The 15,870-nt window shown below is 58.3% G+C and carries 13 protein-coding genes; all 13 read right to left on the bottom strand.

Translation table 11 applies throughout. From position 1 onward, the window contains the following. Positions 1–9 precede the first annotated feature (9 nt). Genes ftsA through rsmH form a run of 13 tightly spaced genes read right to left on the bottom strand, consistent with a single transcriptional unit; the run spans position 10 to position 15,864 of the window. Positions 10–1,239, bottom strand: a complete 1,230-nt coding sequence (ftsA, locus tag B9Z42_RS13765) for a cell division protein FtsA (protein WP_100133978.1) — start codon at positions 1,237–1,239, stop codon at positions 10–12. 21 nt (positions 1,240–1,260) lie between these two features. After that, complete coding sequence (locus B9Z42_RS13760; protein WP_100133977.1) at positions 1,261–2,100, bottom strand: cell division protein FtsQ/DivIB; 840 nt, start codon at positions 2,098–2,100, stop codon at positions 1,261–1,263. Then, on the bottom strand, positions 2,097–3,080 hold the full coding sequence (locus B9Z42_RS13755) for a D-alanine--D-alanine ligase (RefSeq protein WP_100133976.1): 984 nt from the start codon (positions 3,078–3,080) through the stop codon (positions 2,097–2,099). The genes B9Z42_RS13760 and B9Z42_RS13755 overlap by 4 nt, the downstream gene beginning before the upstream one ends. Positions 3,081–3,083: 3 nt before the next feature. After that, positions 3,084–4,505: a UDP-N-acetylmuramate--L-alanine ligase gene (gene murC, locus B9Z42_RS13750; RefSeq protein ID WP_100133975.1), complete on the bottom strand. Its 1,422-nt coding sequence runs from the start codon at positions 4,503–4,505 to the stop codon at positions 3,084–3,086. Then, positions 4,502–5,602, bottom strand: a complete 1,101-nt coding sequence (gene murG, locus B9Z42_RS13745; RefSeq protein ID WP_100133974.1) for an undecaprenyldiphospho-muramoylpentapeptide beta-N-acetylglucosaminyltransferase — start codon at positions 5,600–5,602, stop codon at positions 4,502–4,504. The genes murC and murG overlap by 4 nt, the downstream gene beginning before the upstream one ends. After that, on the bottom strand, positions 5,599–6,900 hold the full coding sequence (gene ftsW / locus B9Z42_RS13740) for a putative lipid II flippase FtsW (protein ID WP_100133973.1): 1,302 nt from the start codon (positions 6,898–6,900) through the stop codon (positions 5,599–5,601). The genes murG and ftsW overlap by 4 nt, the downstream gene beginning before the upstream one ends. Beyond that, positions 6,897–8,798, bottom strand: a complete 1,902-nt coding sequence (gene murD / locus B9Z42_RS13735; RefSeq protein ID WP_100133972.1) for a UDP-N-acetylmuramoyl-L-alanine--D-glutamate ligase — start codon at positions 8,796–8,798, stop codon at positions 6,897–6,899. The genes ftsW and murD overlap by 4 nt, the downstream gene beginning before the upstream one ends. Before the next feature lie 4 nt (positions 8,799–8,802). Beyond that, positions 8,803–9,981, bottom strand: coding sequence for a phospho-N-acetylmuramoyl-pentapeptide-transferase (gene mraY, locus B9Z42_RS13730; RefSeq protein WP_100133971.1), 1,179 nt, complete (start codon positions 9,979–9,981; stop codon positions 8,803–8,805). Next, the gene (gene murF, locus B9Z42_RS13725; RefSeq protein ID WP_100134048.1) at positions 9,972–11,396 is read right to left on the bottom strand and encodes a UDP-N-acetylmuramoyl-tripeptide--D-alanyl-D-alanine ligase; all 1,425 of its coding nucleotides are present in this window, start codon (positions 11,394–11,396) and stop codon (positions 9,972–9,974) included. Before murF ends, mraY begins: the two co-directional genes overlap by 10 nt. Next, complete coding sequence (locus tag B9Z42_RS13720; RefSeq protein ID WP_100133970.1) at positions 11,389–12,906, bottom strand: UDP-N-acetylmuramoyl-L-alanyl-D-glutamate--2,6-diaminopimelate ligase; 1,518 nt, start codon at positions 12,904–12,906, stop codon at positions 11,389–11,391. The genes murF and B9Z42_RS13720 overlap by 8 nt, the downstream gene beginning before the upstream one ends. Beyond that, positions 12,906–14,648, bottom strand: a complete 1,743-nt coding sequence (locus tag B9Z42_RS13715; RefSeq protein ID WP_100133969.1) for a penicillin-binding protein 2 — start codon at positions 14,646–14,648, stop codon at positions 12,906–12,908. Before B9Z42_RS13715 ends, B9Z42_RS13720 begins: the two co-directional genes overlap by 1 nt. Continuing rightward, positions 14,645–14,938 (bottom strand): cell division protein FtsL, encoded by a 294-nt coding sequence (gene ftsL, locus B9Z42_RS13710; protein WP_100133968.1) that lies wholly within the window; start codon positions 14,936–14,938, stop codon positions 14,645–14,647. Before ftsL ends, B9Z42_RS13715 begins: the two co-directional genes overlap by 4 nt. Next, the gene (gene rsmH / locus B9Z42_RS13705) at positions 14,935–15,864 is read right to left on the bottom strand and encodes a 16S rRNA (cytosine(1402)-N(4))-methyltransferase RsmH (protein WP_100133967.1); all 930 of its coding nucleotides are present in this window, start codon (positions 15,862–15,864) and stop codon (positions 14,935–14,937) included. The genes ftsL and rsmH overlap by 4 nt, the downstream gene beginning before the upstream one ends. Positions 15,865–15,870 lie beyond the last annotated feature (6 nt).

Below are 15,870 nucleotides of genomic sequence, written 5' to 3'. Positions count from 1 at the left end.
GGATCATGGTCAAAAGTTCCCCACGAACCAGTCTTTGATTCGGTCCATCGCAGACTTCACCGAACCACCCTTTTGCGACACTTTGAAACCGCGCAAACGTGCCATGCGGGCTTCTTCGAGCAAGCCCATCACCGTGGCAGAACGCGGTTGCGAGACCATGTCGGCCAAGGCGCTCTTGTAGTGCGGCACACCGCGACGCACGGGCTTCAAGAAAATGTCTTCGCCCAACTCGACCATGCCTGGCATCACCGCGCTGCCGCCCGTCAGCACAATGCCTGACGACAGCACTTCTTCGTAACCGGACTCGCGGATGACTTGTTGCACCAACGAAAAGATCTCCTCCACACGCGGCTCAATCACACCAGCCAACGCTTGGCGACTGAGCATGCGCGGTGCGCGGTCACCCAGGCCTGGCACTTCCACTTGCACCTCCGGGTCAGCCAACATTTGCTTGGCATAGCCCGATTCAATCTTGATCTCTTCCGCATCTTTGGTGGGCGTGCGCAAAGCCATCGCAATGTCACTGGTGATCAAGTCACCCGCGATGGGAATCACGGCGGTGTGACGGATCGCACCGTTGGTGAAGATCGCCACGTCGGTGGTGCCCGCACCAATGTCGACCAAAGCCACACCCAATTCGCGCTCGTCATCGGTCAACACCGACAAACTCGACGCCAAGGGGTTGAGCATCAACTGGTCCACATCCAAACCGCAGCGACGCACGCATTTGATGATGTTTTCTGCCGCACTTTGCGCCCCTGTGACGATGTGCACCTTGGCTTCCAAACGAATACCGCTCATGCCAATCGGTTCACGCACATCTTGACCGTCGATCACAAATTCTTGCGGCTGCACCAACAACAAACGTTGGTCGGTTGAAATGTTGATGGCTTTGGCTGTTTCCACCACACGCGCGACATCAGGCGCTGTGACTTCTTTGTCTTTCACCGCCACCATACCCGTCGAGTTGATGCCGCGAATGTGGCTGCCCGTGATGCCCGTGTAGACCCGCGTGATCTTGCAGTCGGCCATCAACTCGGCTTCTTTCAAGGCCTGTTGAATGCTTTGCACGGTGGCGTCGATGTTGACCACCACACCGCGTTTCAAACCGCTGCTGGGCGATACGCCCAAACCAGCGAGCTTGAGCTCGCCGCCTGGCAGAACTTCGGCGACCACGACCATGACCTTGGCTGTGCCAATGTCTAAGCCGACCACCAAATCTTTGTACTCTTTTGCCATAACAGCCTCGTTCTTTCTCTTCTATTGCCCAGTTCGTGCGCGTGGCGCCAACACATCTTGGGTGCTGACGCCGCGCAATCGAAGCGCATAACCGTTGTCGTGTCGCAAGTCCGCTGACTCAATGGCGCTGACCTTGCGGCCTAATTTCTGGGTGACTTGCACCAAGGTCTGGTTCATCACTTGCATGCGCGCTATCACTTCTTGCGTGTTGCCACGACCCAACTCAATCACCGCATTGCGGCCCACATGCGCGCGCCAACTGCCGCGCCCCGTGAGTTCCAAGCTGTCGAGCACCAACGTCATGTTTTTGAACTGTGGCGCCAAGGCCAAATACATGGCCAAGACTTGCTCTGACTGGCTGTCTGGGCCACTCAAACGTGGCAATTTTTCGTCGTCTAAGTCACCGACGTTGGCTTCAAACACTTCGCCGTAAGAGTTGACAAAACGAGACTCGCTGTCATCGCCCCAAAACGCCACAGGCTTGTGCTCTTGCAAGGTCACGCGCAAGCGGTTGGGGAACTCACGCTGCACGGTCGCCAAACGCACCCAAGGCACGTTCTCAAACGTGCTTCGCACGCGGTCTAAATCGGCGGTGAAGAAGTTGCCCGTCATCTTGGACGTCACATTGGCACGCAAAGTCACCGCGTTGTTGTGATCGACCTCACCCAACACCGTGATACCCGTCAAGGCAAACACAGGCAAGCGGACCAAGGCCCATACACCGGCACACAGCACACCCACGATCACCGCCACAAACATGAGCGACGCCGCCATGTGCATGAGACGAACATCCAGCGGCAAGGCCACCGAGGTGTTGACCTCAGGGCGCGGACGCAGGTGGGTGGTGTAGCGCGAGGTCATGCGTGCGCAGGTCCTTGTGGGTGATCCAGCGTGGCGCTGGCCAGCAGCGTCAAGCACAAATCTTCGTAGCTGATGCCTGCGGCGCGCGCCGACATGGGCACCAACGAATGGCTGGTCATGCCTGGGGAGGTGTTCATCTCCAGCAAAAAGGGTTTGCGATCACTGGCACGCAACATGATGTCGGCGCGTCCCCAACCACGGCAACCCAAGGCACGGTAGGCCGCCACGACCAAGCGTTGAATTTCGGTCTCTTCGGCTTCAGGCAAATCGCTTGGGCAGTGGTATTTCACATCGTCGGTGAAATACTTATTTTGATAATCGTAGGCACCATCGGGAGCGGCGATGCGCACCACAGGCAAAGCGCGTGCAGTGGGTCCATTGCCCAAAATCGGACACGTCAATTCTTCGCCCGTGATGAATTCTTCGCACAACAAATCAGGGTCGTAACGCGTCGCCAACGCGGTGGCCGCTTGAATTTGCGAGGCCTCAGTGACCTTACTCATGCCAATCGACGAGCCTTCGCGAGGTGGCTTCACGATCAAAGGCAATCCCAATTTGGCTGGAATGGCTTGAATATTCTCGGCCGTTTGGTCTTCAGGGGCGAGCCACACATAGCCCGGTGTCGACAAGCCGACTGCCGACCACACACGCTTGGTCATCACCTTGTCCATGGCCATGGCCGAGGCCATCACGCCAGAGCCGGTGTAGGGAATGCCCAACAACTCCAGCGCGCCTTGCACCGAACCGTCTTCGCCGTAACGGCCATGCAAAGCGATGAAGGCGTGGGTGAACCCCTCGCGCTTGAGATCGTCCAAGCTGCGTTCAGCCGGATCAAACGCCAACGCGTTCACGCCTTTGGACTGCAGCGCCTTGAGCACGCCCGTGCCCGACATGATCGACACATCGCGCTCGGCCGACATGCCGCCCATCAGCACCGCGACCTTGGCGTTCTCGATATTGAATGTAGAGGTGTCACTCATGACTTAACTTTTCACAGAAGTGTTGTGTTGCGCGACCAGCGCCAGCACTTGGGCGGGCACTTGGCCAATGGAGCCTGCGCCCATGCACATCACCACATCGCCCGCTCGGGCGTGGTCGGCAATGACTTGGGCCATGTTTTGAATGTCATCCACAAAGACCAAAGCTTCGTGTCCCGCTACACGCATGGCACGCGACAGGGCGCGGCCATCGGCGGCGGCAATTGGGGTTTCGCCGGCAGCGTAAATCTCGGACAGCCACAGCACATCGGCGCGGCCCATGACTTGCACGAAGTCTTCAAAGCAGTCACGGGTTCGTGTGTAGCGGTGCGGCTGAAATGCCAACACCAAACGACGGCCCGGAAAGGCACCGCGTGCCGCAGCCAACGTTGCGGCCACTTCCACGGGATGGTGGCCGTAGTCTTCGATGAGCGTGAACTCACCCCCCGCCTTCGCCGCGACTTCGCCGTGACGCTGGAACCGACGACCCACGCCTTTGAATTCGGCCAAAGCTTTTTGCACCGCTTCGTCTGGCACGTTGAGCTCCACGGCAATCGCAATGGCGGCCAAGGCATTGAGCACGTTGTGCTCGCCTGCCAAGTTCAGAGTGATGTCCAAGTCAGGCAGCGTGATGCCATTGCGGCGTTGCACGGTGAAGCACATGCGACCGTTGTCGGCACGCACATTCACACCGCGCACTTGTGCTTGCTCGTTGAAGCCGTAGCTGGTGATGGGGCGCGACACATCCGACAAGATGCTGCGCACAGCCGCATCGTCGGTGCACAAAATAGCAGCGCCATAAAACGGCATGCGGTGCAAAAACTCCACAAACGCGGCCTTCAACCGGTTGAAGTCATGGCCATACGTGTCCATGTGGTCGGCGTCGATGTTGGTCACCACGGCCATCACAGGCAGCAGGTTCAAGAACGAGGCATCCGACTCGTCAGCTTCGACCACGATGTAGTCGCCTGAACCCAATTTGGCATTCGCGCCCGCGCTGGTCAGCTTGCCACCAATCACAAACGTGGGGTCTAGGCCTGCTTCGGCCAACACACTGGCGACCAAGCTGGTGGTGGTGGTTTTGCCGTGTGTGCCCGCAATGGCCACGCCGGTTTTGAGGCGCATCAACTCGGCCAACATGACAGCGCGTGGCACCACAGGAATGAGTTTGGCGTGTGCCGCCACCACTTCGGGGTTGCTGGCTTGCACAGCCGTCGAGGTAACCACCGCATCGGCACCCACAATGTGAGCGGCATCGTGGCCCACGTAGGTTTGAATACCCAAGCTTTTCAAGCGCTTCAAGGCGGCGCTGTCTGACAAGTCGGAACCTGAAATGACATAGCCCAAATTCAGCAGCACCTCAGCGATGCCGCTCATGCCTGCACCACCGATGCCGACGAAATGGATGTGACGAATGGCGTGCTTCATGCCTTATCCCCTTTGGCTGCCAAGGTTTCGCAGGCAGCGACCACCGCTTGAGCGGCGTCAATTTTTCTCATCGCGTAGGCTTTCTCTGCGCAGGCTTGCAGCGTGCGTCGTGTCATGAATTGCAATCGGTTGGCCAAGTCTTGGGCGTTCAACTCGGCTTGTGGAATCAACCAACCCCCGCCAGCTTCTACCAAGAAACGGGCGTTGGTGGTTTGGTGGTCGTCCACCGCATGGGGGAATGGCACATAAATCGCTGCCACGCCCACCGCGGCCAACTCGGTGACGGTGCTGGCCCCCGCACGGGCAATGACGATGTCAGCCATGGCAAAGGCTTGGGCGGTGTCGTCAATGAAGGGGGTGAGTTCGGCTTGCACGCCTGCTTGCGCATACGCAGCCTGCAAGGCGTCAATTTGTTTGGCACCACTTTGATGCAAGACCGTGGGACGCTGGGCTACAGGAATCAAGGCCAAGGCCTGCGGCACGAGAGTGTTCAAGGCTTGCGCACCCAAACTGCCGCCGACCACCAACACGCGCAAGGGGCCGCTGCGGTTGGCAAAGCGCTCAGCCGGTGTGGCTTGTGTGACAAAACCCTCACGCAAAGGGTTGCCCACCCACTCGGCTTTGGGCATCACGCTCGGGAAGGCGGTGAACACGCGGTCGGCAACTTTGGCCAACACTTTGTTAGCCATGCCTGCCACGGAATTTTGTTCGTGGAGCACCAAGGGCTTACCCAGCAACACGGCCATCAAACCCGCAGGGAAACTGATGTAGCCACCCAAGCCCACCACGGCATCGGGTTTCACGCGACGCACCACTTGCAAGCTTTGCCAGAACGCACGCAAGAGCTTGAAAGGCAACAACGCCAAAGTCTTGAAGCCTTTGCCGCGCACACCACCAAACTGCACGGTTTCCAAGGCAATGCCTTGCGCAGGCACCAAGCGGCTTTCCATGCTGGGCGCTGGTGCGCCTACCCAATGCACATGCCAACCGCGTTCGCGCATCAGCGCAGCCACGGCTAAGCCTGGAAAGATGTGACCACCTGTACCGCCCGCCATGATCAACGCGGTGCGAGTGAGCTTGGAGGTGCGCATGGTCATAGCCGCCCTCCATGCATGACCACACGGTTTTCATAATCCACGCGCAGCACGACCGCAATCGCAATGAGGTTGAGCAAGATGGCAGAGCCGCCGTAGCTCATCAATGGCAAGGTCAGTCCTTTGGTGGGCAAAGCGCCGAGGTTCACACCCATGTTGATGAACGATTGAAAGCCAATCCAAATGCCCACGCCCTGCGCCACCAAACCGGCAAACACACGGTCCATGGCGATGGCTTGGCGGCCGATGTACATGATGCGGCGCGTCAGCCACATGAACATGCCAATCACCAACACCACGCCGACAAAACCAAACTCTTCGCCAATCACCGCCAGCAAAAAGTCGGTGTGCGCCTCGGGTAACCAATGCAGTTTTTCAATACTGCCGCCTAAACCCACGCCAAATATCTCTCCACGACCAATGGCAATCAAAGAATGCGACAACTGGTAACCCTTGCCCAACGCATGTTCCATGCTCCAAGGGTCGAGGTAGGCAAAAATGCGCTCGCGACGCCAGGGCGAGGACGCGATGATCAAAGCGAACACCCCAATCAAAGCCGTCGCAATCAAGAAGAACATGCGGGCATTGACACCACCCAAAAACAAGATGCCCATGGCGATCACAGCGATCACCATGAACGCGCCCATGTCGGGTTCGGACAACAACAACAAACCCACAATGGACACCGCAGCGCCCATGGGCATCACAGCGGCAAAGAACTTTTCTTTCACGTCCATCTTGCGCACCATGTAGTTGGCGGCGTAGAGCAACACGCCCCATTTGGCCAACTCAGAGGGCTGAAAGTTCATAAAACCCAAACTGATCCAACGTCGTGCGCCATTCACCGACTTGCCGATGAAAGGTATCAACACGGCAATCAACAACACGATAGAGACCACAAACACCCAAGGCGCCACGCGCTCCCAGGTATTGAGCGGGACTTGAAAGGCAAACAGCGCCGCCACAAATGCCACAAACAAGGACATGGCGTGGCGCGTCAAAAAGTGCGTCGGTGAGTAGTTCGCACCCATGCGTGGGTTATCCGGAATGGCAATCGATGCGGAATAGACCATCACCAAGCCAAACATCAACAAGGCGAAGGTGACCCACACCAAAGGCTGGTCGAATCCTTTCACATGCACAGGGGAGGCTGTGGTGTGGGTGAACTCGGTGCCTTGCACACGGACGGGCAACACATCGATGCCCGCTTCGGGTTGGTCGGCGTCCCATAGGCGGCTGACGCGCTGTCCAATGGCACGCAAAAAATTCGGCACAAAGCTAGGTTGTCGCAGTGCGGTCATACACCTGCCCCTTGCGTCACGTCCAACACCTGTCCGGCTTCGTCGGCCAAGGCTTGAACGGCGCTCACAAATACCTCGGCTCTATGGGCGTAGTTGCGAAACATGTCGAGGCTTGCGCATGCCGGCGACAACAACACAGCATCACGCGCTTGGGCCATGCGACTGGCTTGCACCACAGCGTCAGGCAAGTTCGTCGCGTCAACCAAGGGAACGCCACAGTCTTGCAACACCTCTCGCAATAAGGGCGCATCACGTCCGATCAGCACCACCCCGCGCGCATAGCGGGTGATGGGGGTTTGCAGGGGCGCGAAGTCTTGCCCCTTGCCATCACCACCCAAGATCACCACCAAACGGCGCTCCACACCCAAGCCTTGCAGCGCAGCCACGGTGGCACCCACATTGGTGCCTTTGCTGTCGTCAAAGTATTCGACGTCGTTCAATACCGTGACCGATTCAACACGGTGTGGCTCGCCGCGATATTCACGCAAGCCAAACAACATCGGGGCCAAAGTAGCCTGTGTGCTTCCCGCCAAAGCGAGTGCAGCCAACGCGTTCAGCGCGTTATGGCGGCCGCGAATGCGCAAGGCATCGGCGGGCATCAAGCGTTGAATGTGAATTTCTTCTGCATCGTCTTTGCGACGGCGACGTGTTTCGTCGGCTTCCAAGGCCCGCACCAGCCAGGTCATGCCGTTGACCGTCTCCATGCCGTAGTCGCCAGGGCGTTGGGGCAAGTCGCCGCCAAAGGTGATGTGTGCACGCACTTGCGGTTTTTGCAACTTCACGCGCACGGGTTCGGGCAGCATGTTCATCACGCCCAAATCGTCGCGGTTGAGCACCAGCACACCGTGCTGGCCAAAAATGCGGGCTTTGGCAGCGCCATAGGCACGCATGTCGCCATGCCAATCTAGATGGTCTTGTGTGAGGTTGAGCACCGCACCTGCGGTGGGCTCGAAGTTGGTCACGCCGTCCAACTGGAAGCTAGACAACTCCAGAACCCAGACTTGCGGCAAGTAGGGATGATCCACTGGCGGTGGAGGTGGCGGCACGAGTTGGGGCAACTCGACATCGAAGGGCGTATCTGCAGCGGCTTCTTCAACCGCGATTTCGCTGTCGGTTGTTTCTGCGCTGTCAGGGCTGGCAACAACTTCCACCTCAGAGGATTCAGTTTGCTGCGTCAGCGTCATGCTGAGTTGTGCATGATCGGCAGCGGCCAAGGCAGCATCCACGCTGGCTTGGAGTTTGGCCTCGGCCAACACGCTGGCCGCTTGCGCAGCTGCCAATGACTCTTGCACTTTGGCTTCTTCGGCCTGTGCGGCTTCCAGTTCGTCTTGTTCGGCCTTGGCTTTTTCAGCAGCCTCGGCCTCTTGAATGGCCGCGGCATCGAGCGCTTGCGTCAAGGTGTCGAGCAAGGTGGGACCAATGTTGCCTGCGATGGCCACGCGCAAACCCGCACGCTCTAACAACTGGCCCGTCAAGGACGTGACCGTGGTTTTGCCGTTGGTGCCCGTGATGGCCAACACCTTGGGGTGATAAGCCGCTGTTGTTTGCAAATCGCTGAGGGCTTGCGCAAACAAGGTGAGTTCTGTGCCAATCCACAAGCCAGCTGCCTGAGCCGCTTGCCAAACAGAGGCCACCGACTCTGGGCTCAACCCTGGGCTCTTGAACACGGCGCGAATGCCATGACCGTCGTCGGAACCCTGCAACAACGCGGCATCAAATGCACCATGCACGAACGTCACCTGTGGCAACTCGCTGCGCAAGGCTGCCAGGTGCGGCGGCTCCGCACGCGTGTCGACCACTTGCACTTGCGCCCCGCAACGCACGCACCAACGCGCCATCGCCAGGCCGGAATCACCCAAGCCCAGAATCAGCACCGATTGGTTGAGGAGTTGCTGCATCGTCTTATCTCAGCTTCAAGGTCGACAAACCCACCAAGCACAGCAGCATGGTGATGATCCAAAAACGCACGGTGACTTGGGTTTCTTTCCAGCCGCTTTTCTCAAAGTGGTGGTGCAAGGGCGCCATTTTCAAAATGCGACGGCCTTCGCCATATTTTTTCTTGGTGTATTTGAAGTACGTGACTTGCAGCATGACCGACAGGGCTTCCACTACAAAGATGCCGCCCATGATGGCCAGCACAATTTCTTGACGCACGATCACCGCCACCGTGCCCAAGGCACCACCCAGTGCCAAAGCGCCCACATCGCCCATAAAGACTTGGGCCGGGTGGGTGTTGAACCACAAAAAGGCCAAACCTGCACCGGCCATGGCGGCACAAAACACCATCAACTCGCCAGAGCCGGGGATGTAGGGAAACAGCAAATATTTGGAGTACACCGAGCTGCCGGTCACATAGGCAAACACGCCCAAAGCAGAGCCCACCATCACCACGGGCATGATGGCCAAACCATCCAAGCCGTCGGTCAAGTTCACCGCGTTGCTCGAGCCCACGATGACCAAGTAAGTCATGATGACAAAGCCAAACACGCCCAGCGGGTAGCTCACCTCTTTGATGAAGGGCAAGAGCAGACCGGCCTTGGGTGGCAAGTTCACATCAAAGCCGGACTTCACCCACGAGTAGAACAACTCCAACACGCGCAAGTTGCTGCTCTCGGAAATGCTGAACACCAAATACAAGGCGGCCACCAAACCAATCGCCGATTGCCACAAATACTTCTCACGCGAGGGCATGCCTTCGGGGTCTTTGTTGACCACTTTGCGCCAATCGTCGGCCCAGCCCACGGCGCCAAAGCCGAAGGTCACGATCATCACGATCCAGACAAAGCGGTTCGACAAGTCGGCCCACAACAACGTGGACAGCGCGATGCAGATCAAGATCAACACACCGCCCATGGTGGGCGTGCCGCTCTTGGCCAAATGCGTTTGCATGGCGTACTCGCGAATTGGCTGGCCAATCTTGAGCGCCGCCAAACGGCGAATCACAGCGGGCCCGGCGATCAGGCCAATCAACAACGCCGTCAGTGCGGCCATCACCGCACGGAAGGTGAGGTATTGGAAAACGCGGAAATACCCGAAATCGGGCGAGAGGGTTTGCAGCCATTGGGCCAACATCAGCAGCATGGCGTGTGTTCCTTTTTGGGGTCTTGTGCAGCGGTGATGGCTTCGACCACCCGCTCCATCTTCATGAATCGTGAGCCTTTAACCAGTACGCTGCCCATGCGAGGCAGCAGCGTCTGTACGCACGCCTTGAGGCTGTCAATGTCAGCAAAGTGTTGTGCTTGTGGGCCGCCTGCTTGTGCGCTGTGTGCGGCCAAGTCGCCCAAACACAGAACGTGCTCGATGCCGCATTGCAAGGCATGCACGCCCACTTCTTGGTGAAACTCGGGGCCTTGATCGCCCACTTCGCCCATGTCACCCAGCACCAACAAACGGGGTTGGGGCAACTCGGCCAACACGTCAATCGCGGCGCGCACCGAGTCTGGGTTGGCGTTGTAGGTGTCGTCCACCACGGTGATAGAACGGCCTTGGCACTGAACTTCAAAGGCACGCGAACGGCCTTTGACGGGCTCAAAGCTGTTCAAGCCTATGACCACTTGGGCCAGCGGCACGCCCGCAGCCAGGGCACAAGCTGTTGCAGCCAAGGCATTGCCCACGTTATGACGACCAGCAATGTGAAGCTGGATGGCCAACTCGCCTGCTGGCGTCTGAGCACGCACCGCCCAGTGGCCTTGGTGCCAATCGGCTTGCAACAACTGAACCTCTGCCATGGTTTGGCCTGCTGCCAACACTTGGTTTGAAAAACGCAAGCAGCGACGCTCGCCCGCCAAGGTTTGCCACAGCTCGGAATAGGTGTCGTTGGCCGGAAAAACTGCCACACCATCTGCGGGCAAGGCTTTGAGCACCTCGCCGTTTTCTTGCGCCACGGCCTCGACCGTGGCCATGAACTCTTGGTGCTCGCGTTGTGCGTTGTTCACCAAAGCGACGGTGGCTTGGGTCATGGCAGCCAAACCAGCAATTTCGCCTGGGTGGTTCATGCCCAACTCCACCACCGCACGGCGGTGATGGGCGCGCAAACGCAACAGCGTTTGGGGCACGCCGATGTCGTTGTTCAAGTTGCCTTGCGTGGCCAAGGCGTCGTCACCCACATCCGCACGCAAGATGCTGGCGATCATTTGGGTGACGGTGGTTTTGCCATTGCTGCCCGTCACGGCAATCACAGGCAGCGCAAACTGAGCACGCCAGCCTGCGGCCAACTGACCCAAGGCCATGCGCGTGTCAGGCACTTCAAAGCCTGCCAGCTGAGCGGCGGCTAAACCGTGGTGCGCCAACGCGGCACTGGCACCTTCAGCAGCGACATCGACCAAAAAATCATTGGCATCAAAGCGCTCGCCCTTGAGGGCCACAAACAAATCGCCGGGTTGCACGCTGCGGCTGTCGGTGTGCACGCGCTTGAACATTTGCTGCGCATCGCCCACCAATTGGGCATCAGACAGCCACGATTGAATGCGTTGCAAGCTGAGGTTCATGTCAGACATGGACACTCCTTTGCGCCAACGCGACTTGGGCATGGGCCACATCGCTGAACGGATGTTTGACACCCATCACCTCTTGGTAATCTTCGTGACCTTTGCCAGCGATCAGCACCACATCAGCAGGCTGGGCGTTGGCGACAGCATGTGCAATAGCTTGGGCACGGTCAACGATCAGCGTGGCGCTTTGCGTGCGCTGCAAGCCCGTCAACATGCTGTTCAAAATCGTTAGTGGGTTTTCGCTGCGCGGGTTGTCGCTGGTCAGCACCACATGCTGTGCCCACTGCTCAGCGGCAGCGGCCATCAAGGGACGCTTGGCCGCATCGCGGTCGCCACCGCAACCAAGCACACAAGTCACGTCGCCACCGCGAGACTTCGCCAGCGGCAACAAGGCTTGCACGGCTTGTGCCACAGCATCTGGGGTGTGGGCATAGTCAACAACGACCAAGGGGGCTCCGTCGGCTGTCAAGGCTTGCATGCGGCCTGGCACGGCGGGCAAATGGGCGCAGGCCTGAACGGCATCGGCCAAGCTGTGGCCCATGGCGCGCAAACAAGCCAACACTCCCAGCACATTGCTGATGTTGTAGTGGCCGACCAAGCGGGTGTCGAGATGGTGAGAGTCCAAGCCTTCCACCACATCAAAACTCAGACCCAAGTGGCCGTGTGTGATGTTGCAGGCTTGCAGATGCTTCGCGGGTAATGCAGTCAGATTCGAAACGATGGACGCATCGCACGACACGGTCCACACGCTGAGTGAGCCAGCCTCTTGGAGTTGCGTGGCCAATAAAACGCCTTGCGCATCGTCGACATTCACAACGGCGGCTTGCAAACCTGCCGAGTCGAACAGCGCAGCTTTAGCCTGCCAGTAACTGGCCATGTTGCCGTGGTAGTCCAGATGATCTTGGGTGAAGTTGGTGAACATCGCCACGCGCACGTGGGTGCCATCTAGCCGATGCTCCGCCAGGCCGATGGACGAGGCCTCAATGGCGCAGGCGTCAACGCCTGCCGCCACCATGTCACGCAAGCGGGCTTGCAACAACACGGGGTCTGGCGTGGTCATGCCGGTGACTTCAAGCGCATGCACCTCGCCCACCCCCAAAGTGCCCACCATGGCGCAACGCTGCCCCACTTGGCCCAAGGCATGCGCTAACCACCAGGCAGTCGATGTTTTGCCATTGGTGCCGGTGATGGCCACCACGTCGAGCGCTCGGCTGGGTTGTTCGTAATAAGCCGCGGCGATCGGGCCGCTGGCGGCCTTCAAACCGTCGTAGGCGGCCATTGCGCTGTCAGCCGATGTGGACCAATCAAATTGATCTGCGCCTTGGTATTCCACCAAACACGCTGAGGCACCTTGCTGCAAAGCTTGCGCCACGTAAGCACGGCCATCGGTCACACCGCCGGGCCACGCCACAAAGCCATCACCCACTTGAACGCGACGGCTGTCGGTGTGCAACACGCCGCTCACGCGACTGTGCAGCCATTGCGCGGCTTCTTGGTGGGTGTGGAGTCGCTTCATCAGAACGACTCCTTTTCCACTTGCGTGAACACTTGAGGCTTCACGGCCATATCGGGCTGCACGCCCATCAAGCGCAGCGTTTGCTGAACCGTTTGGCTAAACACAGGTGCGGCCACATCGCCGCCGAAATACAAACCATTGGTTGGCTCGTCGACCATCACGGCCACCACGATGCGTGGGTTTTCAATAGGCGCGATCCCTACAAAAAAGCCGCGGTATTTTTTACCCGCGTAGCCCTTGCCTTCAACCTTGTGGGCTGTACCAGTTTTGCCTCCCACGGAGTAACCCATGGTCTGCGCCTTGACCGCCGTGCCCCCTGGGCCGGCCACCATGTGCAACATATTGAGGACGGCGGCGGCATTTTTACTGGACAGCACGCGCGCGCCCGCAGCAGGCTGCTGCAACTTGATCAAGCTGACGGGCAGCAACTCGCCATCATGCGCAAACACGCTATAGGCCTGCGCCAGCTGAAACAAACTGGTGGACAACCCATAGCCGTAGCTCATGGTGGCTTGCTCAATCGGACGCCATGTTTTGTAAGCGCGAACCTTGCCAGACACAGCCCCCGGAAACGGCACTTGGGGCTTTTGCCCCAGTCCCATTTGTGTGAATATTTCCCACATGTCTTGCGGCTGCATTTGCATCGCAATCTTGACCGTGCCGACGTTGCTGGATTTCTGAATCACCTCGTTCACACTGAGCATGCCGTGCGGGTGCGAATCGGTGATGGTGGCACTGCCCATCTGAAGACGACCTGGGGCGGTTTGGATCATGGTCTCGGGCTTGACAATGCCTTTTTCCAACGCCAAACCAATCACCAGTGGCTTCATGGTCGAACCGGGCTCGAAGGTGTCGGTCAGTGCGCGGTTGCGCAGTTGTGCGCCGCTCAAGCTGCCCCGTTTGCCAGGCGCGTAGCTGGGGTAATTCGTGAGCGCCAAAATCTCACCGGTTTGCACATCCAACACAACGACGCTGCCAGCGGCAGCTTTGTTGGCGATCACGGTTTCTTTGATTTTTTCGTACGCAAAGTACTGCACTTTGCTGTCGATGCTGAGCTGCAAATCTCGCCCATCCAAAGGCGGCACCATCTCGCCCACGTCTTCGACCACACGGCCCAGACGGTCTTTGATGACGCGGCGTGAGCCGGACTTGCCTCCCAAGTCTTTGTTGAAGGTGAGCTCCACACCTTCTTGCCCCAAATTTTCGACGTTGGTGAAACCCACCACATGGGCCACCGCCTCACCCTCAGGGTAGATGCGCTTGTACTCTTTGCGCGCGTAAACACCTTTGATGTTCAGCGCCTCAATCTGCTTGGCCACCGACTCATCGACTTGGCGTTTAATCCAGACGAAATTTTTATCCTCGTCTTTGAGCTTCTTCTCCAACTCCGCAGGGCTCATGTCCAAAAGCTTGGACAAGCTTTTGAGTTTCACAGGGTCACGCTCAATGTCTTCAGGGCTGGCCCAAATGCTGGGCACGGGCACACTGGATGCCAAGATGTGGCCATTGCGGTCCAAGATACGACCGCGGTTGGCGGGCAACTCCAAATTGCGCACAAAGCGCACGGTGCCTTGACGTTTGAAAAATGCGTTGTCAATGACCTGCACATAAGCGGCGCGCGCCACCAAGCCCAAAAAGCCAGCGGCAATGAATCCGACGATGAGTTGGCTGCGCCAAATCGGTGTCTTGCTGGCCAGCAAAGGGCTGGAGCTGTATTGAACGCTGCGGCTGCTCTTGATCATGGCTTCACCTGTGCGGAGGCAGCGCTGCTGGGCAGAGTGGCGTATTGCGTGATGGCGGGTGTGATGGTGCGCATGCGCAACTGCTCACGCGCCAGCTTTTCAACGCGCAAAGGCGTCGCTTGGGCGCGACGCTCCACATCCAAACGGTCGTTCTCAATTTCTAAGCGGCGCGCTTCGCTGTTGGCACGGTCAATCTCGGTGGTCAAGGAGCGCGACTCGTACTGCGTGTGCACCAAATAAAAGGCGCTCGCCATCACAGCCAAAAACAAGACCAAGCTCACGCGACTCATGACCGAGCCTCTGGCGTGTCCGCCAAACGTTCGGCCACGCGCATGATGGCGCTGCCTGAACGTGGATTGCCTTTGAGCTCTTCGGCACTGGGTTTGATGCGATCGACCGGCTTGAAAGCCATCACCTTGGGCACCGCAAACGGCGCACGGCGGTCATACACCTCTTTCGAGTGCTTCACGATGAATTGCTTGACGATGCGATCTTCCAACGAATGGAAACTAATGACGGCCAATCGCCCCTTGGGACGCAAAACCGTCAATGCACCCTCTAGCGCTTGTTGCAACTCCTCAAGCTCGGCATTGATGAAAATCCGAAAAGCCTGAAATGTGCGCGTTGCAGGGTTCTTGCCCGACTCGCGGGTTTTGACCGTGTCAGCCACGAGTTGGGCCAATTCAGAGGTGCTTGTAGGCAAGCGCCCTTCTTGTCGGCGAGCATCAATCGCCTTTGCAATCTGTAGAGCAAACCGTTCTTCGCCATATTCACGTATCACCTCCGCAATGTGTTGGAGCTCTGCCTCGGCCAGCCACTCGGCCACGCTTTGGCCACGCGTGGTGTCCATGCGCATGTCCAAGGGACCTTCAAATCGAAATGAAAACCCACGTGCAGGGTTGTCAATTTGCGGGGAGCTCACCCCTAAATCCATCAAAATGCCGTCCACGCTGCCCGCGGGCAACTCACCCAAGTCGGTGAAGCCTTGGTGGCGAATTGAAAAACGTGGGTCTTGAATTTGCGCTGCAGCGGCAATCGCGTCAGGGTCTTTGTCAAACGCAATCAGTCGACCTTGAGGCGACAACTTGGACAAGATCAGACGGGAGTGCCCACCGCGACCAAAGGTCGCGTCTACATAAGTTCCGTCCGGCTGAATGTCGAGTGCCTCGACCGCTTCGTGCAGTAGGACGGTGGTGTGCTGCCAGGGCTGTTCCACCGTTAT

The organism is Limnohabitans sp. B9-3 (assembly GCF_002778325.1).
Taxonomy (GTDB): domain Bacteria; phylum Pseudomonadota; class Gammaproteobacteria; order Burkholderiales; family Burkholderiaceae_C; genus Limnohabitans; species Limnohabitans kasalickyi.
The sequence above is the reverse complement of the archived record's forward strand: the minus strand, read 5'-3'. Positions and strand labels throughout refer to the sequence as shown.

Excerpts from the sequence above, each read along its gene's own strand:
- ftsW (WP_100133973.1), bottom strand. The coding sequence starts at position 6,900 with ATGACCGCACTGCGACAACCTAGCTTTGTGCCGAATTTTTTGCGTGCC.
- murC (WP_100133975.1), bottom strand. The coding sequence starts at position 4,505 with ATGAAGCACGCCATTCGTCACATCCATTTCGTCGGCATCGGTGGTGCA.
- murG (WP_100133974.1), bottom strand. The coding sequence starts at position 5,602 with ATGACCATGCGCACCTCCAAGCTCACTCGCACCGCGTTGATCATGGCG.
- B9Z42_RS13720 (WP_100133970.1), bottom strand. The coding sequence starts at position 12,906 with ATGAAGCGACTCCACACCCACCAAGAAGCCGCGCAATGGCTGCACAGT.
- B9Z42_RS13760 (WP_100133977.1), bottom strand. The coding sequence starts at position 2,100 with ATGACCTCGCGCTACACCACCCACCTGCGTCCGCGCCCTGAGGTCAAC.
- mraY (WP_100133971.1), bottom strand. The coding sequence starts at position 9,981 with ATGCTGCTGATGTTGGCCCAATGGCTGCAAACCCTCTCGCCCGATTTC.
- B9Z42_RS13715 (WP_100133969.1), bottom strand. The coding sequence starts at position 14,648 with ATGATCAAGAGCAGCCGCAGCGTTCAATACAGCTCCAGCCCTTTGCTG.
- murF (WP_100134048.1), bottom strand. The coding sequence starts at position 11,396 with ATGTCTGACATGAACCTCAGCTTGCAACGCATTCAATCGTGGCTGTCT.
- ftsA (WP_100133978.1), bottom strand. The coding sequence starts at position 1,239 with ATGGCAAAAGAGTACAAAGATTTGGTGGTCGGCTTAGACATTGGCACA.
- ftsL (WP_100133968.1), bottom strand. The coding sequence starts at position 14,938 with ATGAGTCGCGTGAGCTTGGTCTTGTTTTTGGCTGTGATGGCGAGCGCC.
- murD (WP_100133972.1), bottom strand. The coding sequence starts at position 8,798 with ATGCAGCAACTCCTCAACCAATCGGTGCTGATTCTGGGCTTGGGTGAT.
- B9Z42_RS13755 (WP_100133976.1), bottom strand. The coding sequence starts at position 3,080 with ATGAGTGACACCTCTACATTCAATATCGAGAACGCCAAGGTCGCGGTG.